The sequence below is a fragment of the Frankia sp. Hr75.2 genome (assembly GCF_949319125.1).
Classification (GTDB): Bacteria; Actinomycetota; Actinomycetes; order Frankiales; family Frankiaceae; genus Parafrankia; species Parafrankia soli.
In genome coordinates, this window is the sequence record NZ_CASGGV010000244.1 from 70,772 (window position 1) to 80,133 (window position 9,362).

The 9,362-nt window shown below is 70.0% G+C and carries 8 protein-coding genes; 3 read left to right on the forward strand and 5 right to left on the reverse strand.

The annotated features are described in order from the left end of the window. The first annotated feature begins 20 nt into the window (after positions 1 to 20). Positions 21 to 1,271 carry a glycosyltransferase gene (locus AC559T_RS17460; RefSeq protein ID WP_112106956.1) on the forward strand — a complete coding sequence of 417 codons (1,251 nt, stop codon included), beginning with the start codon at positions 21 to 23 and terminating at the stop codon, positions 1,269 to 1,271. A gap of 53 nt (positions 1,272 to 1,324) precedes the next feature. Here AC559T_RS17460 and AC559T_RS17465 read toward each other — a convergent pair whose 3' ends face one another. The 5 genes from AC559T_RS17465 to AC559T_RS17485 all read right to left on the reverse strand — a co-directional run bounded on the left by AC559T_RS17465 (position 1,325) and on the right by AC559T_RS17485 (position 7,148). Continuing rightward, positions 1,325 to 2,749 carry an O-antigen ligase family protein gene (locus tag AC559T_RS17465; RefSeq protein WP_235014154.1) on the reverse strand — a complete coding sequence of 475 codons (1,425 nt, stop codon included), beginning with the start codon at positions 2,747 to 2,749 and terminating at the stop codon, positions 1,325 to 1,327. Positions 2,750 to 2,751: 2 nt separating this feature from the next. Beyond that, positions 2,752 to 3,606 carry a hypothetical protein gene (locus AC559T_RS17470; RefSeq protein WP_498869415.1) on the reverse strand — a complete coding sequence of 285 codons (855 nt, stop codon included), beginning with the start codon at positions 3,604 to 3,606 and terminating at the stop codon, positions 2,752 to 2,754. 165 nt (positions 3,607 to 3,771) lie between these two features. Beyond that, entirely contained in the window at positions 3,772 to 4,926 is a 1,155-nt protein-coding gene (locus AC559T_RS17475; RefSeq protein WP_112106959.1) for a glycosyltransferase family 4 protein, read from the reverse strand. Then, positions 4,923 to 5,984 (reverse strand): polysaccharide pyruvyl transferase family protein, encoded by a 1,062-nt coding sequence (locus AC559T_RS17480; RefSeq protein WP_071059136.1) that lies wholly within the window; start codon positions 5,982 to 5,984, stop codon positions 4,923 to 4,925. Before AC559T_RS17480 ends, AC559T_RS17475 begins: the two co-directional genes overlap by 4 nt. A gap of 57 nt (positions 5,985 to 6,041) precedes the next feature. Then, positions 6,042 to 7,148: a hypothetical protein gene (locus tag AC559T_RS17485; protein ID WP_498869416.1), complete on the reverse strand. Its 1,107-nt coding sequence runs from the start codon at positions 7,146 to 7,148 to the stop codon at positions 6,042 to 6,044. A gap of 842 nt (positions 7,149 to 7,990) precedes the next feature. On the opposite strand from AC559T_RS17485, the gene AC559T_RS17490 reads away from it, so the two are divergent. Further along, positions 7,991 to 8,893: a tyrosinase family protein gene (locus AC559T_RS17490; RefSeq protein ID WP_498869417.1), complete on the forward strand. Its 903-nt coding sequence runs from the start codon at positions 7,991 to 7,993 to the stop codon at positions 8,891 to 8,893. Between the two features lie 9 nt (positions 8,894 to 8,902). Beyond that, a complete protein-coding gene (locus tag AC559T_RS17495; protein WP_071059130.1) occupies positions 8,903 to 9,262 on the forward strand; it encodes a hypothetical protein in 360 nt (119 codons plus the stop codon). Positions 9,263 to 9,362: the final 100 nt, after the last annotated feature.

Consider the following 9,362-nt stretch of genomic DNA (forward strand, 5'->3'; position numbering starts at 1 on the left):
CTCGACGGAGGAACCGACCCATGCCCGAGCCCGAACCCCGCTCCGCCCCCGCGCGCGACGTCGTGTTCACCCTGTCCAGGGAGACGCTGCGGGACATGGCGATCCGCTCCTACATGCGGCCGCCGGACCGCGTCCTGCTCACCCTGATGCAGTCGCCGCGGGTGCGACGGCTGCTCGTCGCCGAGCCGTTCCGCAGCCGGGTGACAGCGTTGGCGAAGGGCGACCCGGTGGTGGCCATTCCACCGACGAGCAGGCCGGACCGCTACGTCGTGTCCGCGCGCCGCTGGCGTCGCGAGGACCCGGTCTCGCCCGCGATGCTGCGCCACACCTACCGGCGCTACGACCGGGTGCTGCGACGGGCCGCGGAGCAGGCCCGCTGCGAGCGGCCCGTGGTCGTCACGACGTACCCGCTGCTGGCCGGGCTCGCCGAGCTGGAATGGGCCGACTCGGTCGTCTACTTCGCCCGTGACGACTGGGCGACCTACCCCCCGCTGGAACGCTGGCACCCGGCGTTCCAGGATGCCTACGCCGAGATCCGCCGCCGGCGGCGGCCGGTGGTCGCGGTGTCGGAGTCGCTGCGCCGGCGGCTCGCTCCCACCGGAGGCTCACTGGTCGTCCACAACGGCGTCGATCCCGCCGAGTGGGAGCGGCTGCCGCCAGCGCCCGCGCTGACCACGGGCCTGCCCCGGCCGTGGTGCGTCTACGCGGGCACCGTCGACGACCGGCTCGACGTCGACATGGTCGCCCGGCTGGCGACGGAGAGCACGGTGATACTCGCCGGGCCCGTCAAGGACGAGCGACACGCCGCCCCGCTGCGGGCGTTGCCCTCGGTGGTCCTGCCAGGCCATCTCCCCCGGCCGGCCGTCACCGGGCTGATCGCCGCGGCGGACGTGTGCCTGCTACCGCACCGGGTGACCTCACTGACGGAGGCGATGGATCCGATCAAGCTGTACGAGTACCTGGCGGCGGGGCGGCCCGTCCTGGCGAGCGACCTGACACCGGTCCGGGGCATGGGACCGCGGGTCAGGCTGCTGGCGCCGGGCGACGATCCGGTGGCCGCGTTCAGGGAGGTCCGCGGCTGGCCGGAGGTGACCGAAGCGGAACGCCACCGGTTCGTCGCGGCGAACAGCTGGTCAGCCCGTCATGTGGAGCTGCTGGACTTCGCTCTTGGCGGCGATCCGGAGCGGCAGCAGCGGCCCGCGGCCCGGCCGGCCCCGCCGATCGAAGGCCACGCTAGGGCGACGTCAGCGAGGGCCGGCGAAGCGACGTGAGACCGGCACCCGCGAGGGCCGGCGTACCCGCGGCCGGCCCTCGCGGCGCTGGTTCACGCGATACCGGCGGGCTGCCGGGCCGCCGGGACGAGCTCCGCCACGCTTGGCTGGTCACCGCGCGGGTCCCGCCACTGGACGGGTGCCGCCGCGGCAGGGCCGGCCGGTGTGGGCACGGGCCGCTGTTCGAGTCGCCACAACGCGCCGGTGACACCCAGCGTCAGGTAGAACAGGCCGGCGAAGGCCGGGAACGACAGTGAGTCGAAGCTGTACGAGGCCGCCGCGACGGCGACGAGCATCGCGGCGAGGGCCTGGGCCAGTTCTCGGGTCGCCGCGTCGGCGGCGCGCCGGGCCACCCCGAACGCCATCGTGATCCCGCCGAGCATGACGATGACGAGCGCGGCCAGACCCACGTATCCGGAGGTGAGGATGGTCCCGAGGTACTGGTTGTCGAGGAAGAAGTACTTCGCCGGGATGAAGGTGCCCGGCCCGCGCCCGAACCACGGCCGCTCGCTGATGTAGGCCTGCGCGACCGCGTAGTCCGCGATCCGTCCCTGATAGCTGGGATCAGTCTTGTAGTTCAGGAACAGACTGCGCAGCGTGCCGAGCACACCGGGCACGGCGGCACCGAACGCGCCGACCCCGATCACCAGCCAGACGAACACGTTGAAGCGCCGCCGCCAGCTCCACACGACGCTCTGGACCAGCAGCACGCAGCCAAGCCCGATGATCGCCGTCCGGGAGACGGAGAGGGGGGCGGCCGCCGCGGTCAGCACCAGCGCCCCGGCGGCACGCTGCCGGGCACCCTTGGTGACAGCGTGAGAAGTCCGGTACAGCGCCAGCGGGACGACCATGGCGACGACCACACCGAACTCGATGTAGTGCGACGCCGTGCCGGCGACCCGGGAGGTGCCGCCCCCTCGTGAGACGGACTCGAGCGCCGGGGACCACATCACGAACCCGGGAAGCCGCAGGTACCTGCTGTAGTCCTCGTGCGTCAGGTACTGGACGATTCCGAACAGCGCCATCACGGCCCCGAAGCACATGATGCGCGAGATCAGGACCTCGAGCCGGGCCCGCGAGGGAATTCCGTCGGCTGCCGCGAGCGCGATGCCGACGAGCGCCAGGACGGCCAGGATCGACCGGTCCGAGGCACGGGCCTCCACGCCGTCGAGCCCGCGGCGCTGACCGGCCACATAGGCGGCGAGCAGCGCACCCAGATAGATGAGCAACAGGCCCCGGACCGGCTGGCGGCCACGGCGGACCAGGCCGGGATGCAGCCAGGTGCACAGCCAGGCGCCGGCCAGCACCAGGCCGAGCAGGAACATCGGCCGGCCCGCCGCGCCGAGCGACTGCAGGGTGTTGCGCGCCGGGATGACGAACAGCAGCACGCCGAGGAGTGTCAGCACGCTCACCGCGTCCGGCCGCCACCTGGCGATCGGGAGCGCCGCCACCGTCCGGAGCGCCGCCCGTCCGGGCATCGTCACCGCGGGCGGCCGCTTCGGTCGAGGTCCGGCGGGACGGGCCCCGCCCCGAGTCGGTTGCCCGTCCGAATGGTCACCGTGTCCTCATTGACCGCCGCGGTCTCGTACTCCGGTGTGTCCCTGCCCGGTGTGTCCCCGCCTCGGCGCGGCGAGGCCAGTGGATCTCCCAGCGGATCCGGCTCCCGAGTCAGCGGGCTCCGCGGTGATCCGGCGTCCGGCAAGTTGTCGGGCCGGCCGGTTCCACCGGCCGCGGCGCGACGGCGGGCGGCGACGAAGCCGTCCAGCGCCACCGCGAGGCCCACCGCCGCCGCGAGCGCGACGACGCCGATGACGATCCGCTGGCGGGAACGACCCGGGTACTGGGCGGGTGAGAGGTTGGCTCCCTCGGCCGCCGGCATGATCGAGTACTGCGCGCCCGGAGCGGTGACACCGGTGCTGGCCTGGTGCGCGACGAGGTGTCGGTTCGCCATCGCGACGACCTCCTCGACGGTGCGACGGGCCAGGTCGGGCGTCGGGCCCGTCACGCTCACCGACAGCACCAGCTTCGCCCTGGTCCAGCTGACCTTGTAGGTGGGGAGAAGGCCCATCTTGTGGATCTGCGCGCGGGACGCGTCGGCGTCCATGGCGCGTTCCTCGAGCGAGCCGGCGAAGCCGACGCCGCCGGAGTTCTCCACGCTGCCGGTCGGCGCACTCGCGCGGCTCGGCGGGGCGTTGACGAAGGCGTCCATGGCCGCGGAGTACTGCGGCTTCACTCCCGAAGTGGTGACCAGGGCGGTTGCGATCCCCACTGCCACAACCGCCAGGAACACATACCAGCGCCGAATGGTGATGCGCACGATCTGCCATATATCCATCTGAGCATTCCCTCCCCTCCCACGCCGCCGGCGCTCACCGACGGCAGATACTCTGATCGCCTTTTCGGCACGTCGTCAGACCCAGCGGGTCCTTGTTCCTCCCGTACTTCGCCTGGACAGCGCCGTCACGCGCCACCGGCGCCTTCTCGCCCGGCCCGCGGCAGATCACATCCCTCGCAACAGACCGGCCAACCGGCCCGCCTGCGCGCCGGTGTTGAACGTCGTCTCGACCGCCTGGCGGCCGGCCCGCCCCATTGCCGCGGCCCGGTCGGGGTCGAGCAGGAGCCCCGCCAGCTCCGCGGCGAGGGCGCCGGAATCACCCGGCGGAACAAGCAGTCCTGTCCGCCCGTGATCGACGTAGTCGGACATTCCCGGGGTTTCGGTGACCACGACCGGGCGGCCCGATGCCATGGCCTCGAGAACGACACTGACGCCGCTGACATGTAGGTTCGGCCGCAGTGTAACCACCACCGCGGAGGCGCGAGCGTAGAGATCAACAAGATCGATGTGGCTCATTCTTGGATGCCGCTTCCCGAGCCTTGCGGGAATCGTCACCTCTCGGCCGGTAACCAGTTCCAGGCGCAGCCCGGTGACTTTTCCAGCCGCGTCCGCGATGGCGGCGAGAAGCGTATCGTGGTCCCGGTGCCGGTCGTTTCCGACGCTGACCACCAGGCCGGGTACCGGATCGGTTTCGGCCGGCCGGAAGAAGTCCGCGTCGATGCCGAAGGGCAGATGGGCGAGTCTGCGTTCGGCGACCTTCAGGACGTCCCGGAGCACCGGGAGCTGGGCGCTCGACAGCGCCCAGACCAGCTGGGCCGAACGCAGCGCGCGGGGCGCCAGCGCCAGTGCCCCCCGCGGCCGGCCCACCGGGTCGGTCAGCCAGATGACGCCGGTGGCGACCGGTCTGCCGCCCCGCCACCGCTCCATCGAGGCAGCCGGTACCCCGGCCCGTTCGTCCCAGCACAGCACCGCCTCCGCCGCCGCGTCGATCCGACGCGCGGCGACCTCCCGCCACTCGAAGCCCCCCAGCGCGCGGGTGGCTCTCGCGCCCGGCGCCCGGTGGCTCACGGCCGGCAGCGACCCGCTGGTCCGAAACCCGTGGTCGGCAAGCCTGTTCAGCCCGTACGGCCAGACGTCCGGGACCTCGCCCCGGGCATGTCGACGTTCCCAGTCGTAGGGGTCGAGGCCCCGACTCAGGAGCACATCCACGACCGGCCGTGGCTCACGGTTCGTGTCGGCGGTGTCGGCACGAGCGGCCATCTCGGCACGAGCGGCGGTGTCGGCACGAGCACCGACGCCGTGTCGCGGTGGGGCGGTCACGGCGCGAACTCCCGGCACCTCTCCAGGGCCTCGTCCGCGCTGGTCGCCCAGTGCACGAGGTCGCTGTCCGAGGTCCACGCCTCGAAGGTCCCACTGACCTTTCCGTAGCTGTTGTCAAACACCGAGTGGGGGATGCCGAGAAGCAGGCAGAGAATGTGCGCGTGCAACCGGTCGGTCACCACGTAACGCGCGGTGCACAGGAGGCTCGTCGCCGTTCCCACGCTTATCTTCGCCATTGTTTCATAGGCCGCGTGCAGCGCGGGGCGGGCCGCCCGGTGCGCATCCGGATGCCGGCCCAGGGCATGCCGCTCGAGTTTCGGCAGCGCCTTCGCCGCCCTCCACCGCGCCGCGGGCAGGCCACGCATTCCCCAGTCGGCCCGACGTATGCCGGGGCCGGCCACGCCCGCGATGGCTCCGGTGCCCTCAACGTCATCGCGGGCAAGACACAGCACGCCGTCGGGACGTACCGGCCGCGGCGGTCTCAGTGGGCCGTTGGCCAGGGCCGAGTCCGGCGCGAACACGAGCGGCACATCGAAGTTCTCGGTGGCGAACGAAAGGCTGCGCCGTTCACGGACCATGAGAGTGAAATGTGGGTGGGCCGCGGTCACGCGCTGGGCCTCGGAAAGCGCCGTCCGGCTACGGAAGGAAATACTCTGCGGAAGTTGGATCACGGTACGGTCCGGGAAGTCACGCAGGACCCGGACCCGGAGCTCCTGATGCCCCGGCCAGAGGTCACCGAAATTCCCCCCGCCGAGTAACAGGACAGGCCCCTCCGGCAGTGCCTCCCGTAACCGGTCCGGCCGGTAGCGCGCGGTGTCCGCGACGTAGGCGACCCTTACTCCCAGCTGTCGGAGAATCTGGCGTACGCCGAGCCAGATGGCCGAGTCACCACTGTTGCGGTGGTACGGGAAGTCGAGGAGCGCCACGTCGGTCGTCCCCGGCGGCAGCAGGTCGGCGACGGCGGCCGTGGCCCGCGTCGACAGGCTCTCGATCAGGCGGGCAGTGGATGCGACCGCTGCCGTCGAGGCGTACGAAACCCCTGTCGCGGCCTCCGTCATTACTCGCGTCCCCCAGCGTCCCGTAATCCTCGGATGGTCCGTCGGTACAGCACCGCGTCAGGTCGTCGCGGCCCGGCCGTGCAGGGCCCGCCGCCGCACAAGCCGGTGCACCCGCCGTGCGTCGGACCTCGCGATCGCCTCGGCAAGCGCCCTGACGAGCACGGGGTCACGGTTCGCCCGGCGAAGTTCACGCAGGTTCACGACCGCCCAGTGCCGGGGGCCTCGGCCGGGGAGGTCAACCCGCCGCACGACATCCGGATCAAGACCGGACGGGAAGCAGGTGAACTCGCCGAGCACGCCGAGGGACTCCAGGGCGAGCATCGTGCGCAGGCACTTCTCGCACCTGCCGCAGTTGAAGTCGCCGCCCGGGTTCTCCCAGCAGACCCTCAGGTTCTGCCGGACGACCGGGTGCCTCGCGATGAAGGCGACCTTCTCCTGGCGGGTGGCGTCACATCCGTCGTGCTCGATCGCGATCTGGTCGCTGGACAGCAACGGATCGGTGAGCGGGTGTGAGGCGAGCGGCTGCAGCTCGTGGTAGGCGAGAGTCCCGGCGACCAGCGCACGACCGAACCGCCGGGACAGCAGGTGCGCGACGGTGGCGAGCCCGGACGAGACGTAGGCGGGCCAGCTGACGTGCGGATCCGACAGCGCGCGCAGGTCGGTCTCGAGCTCGATCAGCTCCTTGCCGAGGCTCTCCACCGTCCGACGCAGGCTGTCGGAGACGACTCGTCGCAGCTCGACGTCCTCCAGACCGACGTCGAATCCGTGCACGTAGACGACCGCGTCGACCCTGTCGATGTTGCGTAGGAGCGTGTAGAAGCTGTCGACCCCGCCGGAGAAGAAGCAGAAGGTCTCGGCCGCCGCCGGCCGGGCCGAGCGGGCGGTCCCGGTCAGCACCTGTACCGGCTCGAGGGTGGGATACCACCGCGACATCAGTGCCTGGTAGTCGTCCACCCTGGCGGCCAGCACCTCGCTGATCGGCCCCGCGCACTCCAGAGTCACGCCGCGCCGCATGGCGATTGTCAGCGCAGTGGTCAGGCCGGCGTTCGCCGTCTCGGCAAGCTCGACGTCCGAGGAACGGAAGTACGCCTCTTCCACTCCCCTCAGGCCACGCACACCGATGGAGACCAGATCGCCCGGCACGGACGAAACCTCCACCTTCATGGCTTTCCCCCCAATTATAGCCCTGATAGTGAGCAGGGTCGAGCATAACGGGATGGGGACACCGAGATACGGGAATTCTTGGATGTCCTCACCCCATCTCGTCGAACGGTACTACCTCGGCGGAAGATCCGCCCGGAGCGGCTACGCGGCCACCGAGGGGAGCCGGCGCGGCCGCGCCGGCTCCGACGGCCCGAGAGCATCATCGGATGCCGATTGTTTGCTTGTCGTCAGAATTTGTTTGCTAGACGCCAGGAATCCGAAAGTGGCGCCACGGCCGCATCTCCAGCAGCTGGCCCGGCGCCCGCCGAGCCGAATCGACTGCCACGAAAGAAGATCGGCCGCGGCACCCATTCGCCAGCCCCCACCATCATGTAGCAGCGTGAACACGGAGAGTGCCTGGACGGTTTCCGCAAGAATTCAAGCCGATTTGCAGCTACGCCCTCCGGTGTGTGCTTAAACTGGTGGGGCTCTCGCGCAGACAGGGTTCAAAGCATGAAGGTCGCAACATCTCCATCATTCAACAATCCGATGCCGGTCCGTTACATCCGGTCGACCGGCAGAGAGTTGCCCTGCCCCCGGCCGCCACGGACCGGCGGGGGATCAGGAAGGTGGACGGCAGCCAGGGATGCGTGTGGGCGCAGGGGAAGTCCACGCCAGGAACACCGCCGCCGGGTCGGTGGCGCGGACAGCGGCAGCGGCTTCCAGGAACCAATCGGCCGGCGTCGGATATCCGACATCGACCGGCCCGGCCCCGAGGGGCCATCGCAGGTCGCAGCGTCGAGTCGTTCACAGGAATGCGTCGACGCGCCTACCGGGCGCGTCGGCGAGGGGGGGAAGGTTACATGCCTGTTCGTCGAAGTATCTACGCACTCAGTCTGGCCGAGGTCCAGGCGTTCACCGACGCACTGAACACCCTGAAGCAGTCAGGTGTCTACGACCAGTTCGTGACACGGCATCACACCGCAATGATGACTTTCACACCGACGTCACAGACCGTACGGAACGCCGCACACAAGGGACCGTCGTTCCTGCCCTGGCACCGCCAGTCACTCCTCGAGTTCGAATCCGCGCTCGGTGCGGTCCTGCCCGATTTCGGAATCCCTTACTGGCCGTGGGAGGCCGACGCCGCGTTACCTGACCCGAAACAGGCGCTGATCTGGACGGCGGACTACTTCGGCGGGAACGGTCTGCAGAGCAACGGCTGGTATGTACAGGACGGGCCGTTCGTCAACTGGCAGGCGATCATCCTGAACAGCTCGACGGGTCAGCTCGTCCCCCGTTCAAGGGCTGGACTCATCCGGAAGTTCGCGGTGGACACCGGCGCGACAACCCTGCCGACACAGGCGGACGTCACCGACTGCCTCACCGAGTCACAGTACGACCGCTCCCCCTGGATCGACTCCCAGAGCACGAGTCCGAGTTTCCGTAACCGGATAGAGGGCTTCCTCCGACACGCCGGCGAGTCGTCCACCCAGGCGAGAATGCACGGCCGGGTGCATCGGTGGGTCGGCGGCGACATGGGCGTCAGCACGTCCCCGAACGACCCGATCTTCTGGCTGCATCACTCGAACGTCGACCGGATCTGGTCGGTGTGGCAGGCGTCCGGGCACGCCACCGACTACCTCCCGGTCACCGGCGGGCCGACGGGCCACAACCTGAACGACGCGCTGCTGGGTCTTGCCACGTCGGGAGTCACGCCCGCCTCGTTGCTGGACATCACCGCACTCGGCTACAGCTACGAGTAGGGGAAAGACATGACCGAGATGTCGCGCCGGCGGATACTGAGCAGCGCCGGAGTCGCGGGTGTGCTGGCTGCCACCGGGTTCGTCGCCACACGGCCGACCGAGGTGGAGGCCGCCACCGCGGATTCCCTCCGGTCCTTCCGGTCGGGCCAGATCAAGGACCTCAGGATCGGCGGGCGAGCAGTACGGATCGCCGAGAGCTCCAATGATCTCGTCGTCACCGTCGACGGGCGGCAGCTGAACCACGTGCAGATCCATCGGGACAGCCCCACCCGATACCTGTCCCACGTCTTCCCGCACCACGAGTTCGCGGACGTGAAGTCACTGGTCGCGGCCCTGGTCGAAGGCGACCGAACGCTCCTCGTTCTCTGAGATTCGCTGAGGCGAGTCTCCGCGCCAAGCGGCGGCCAGACGCAGCTGTCCGTGGGTCCTGGTCGCGACCGGGACCCACGGACCCGTACGAGTGGTGGAT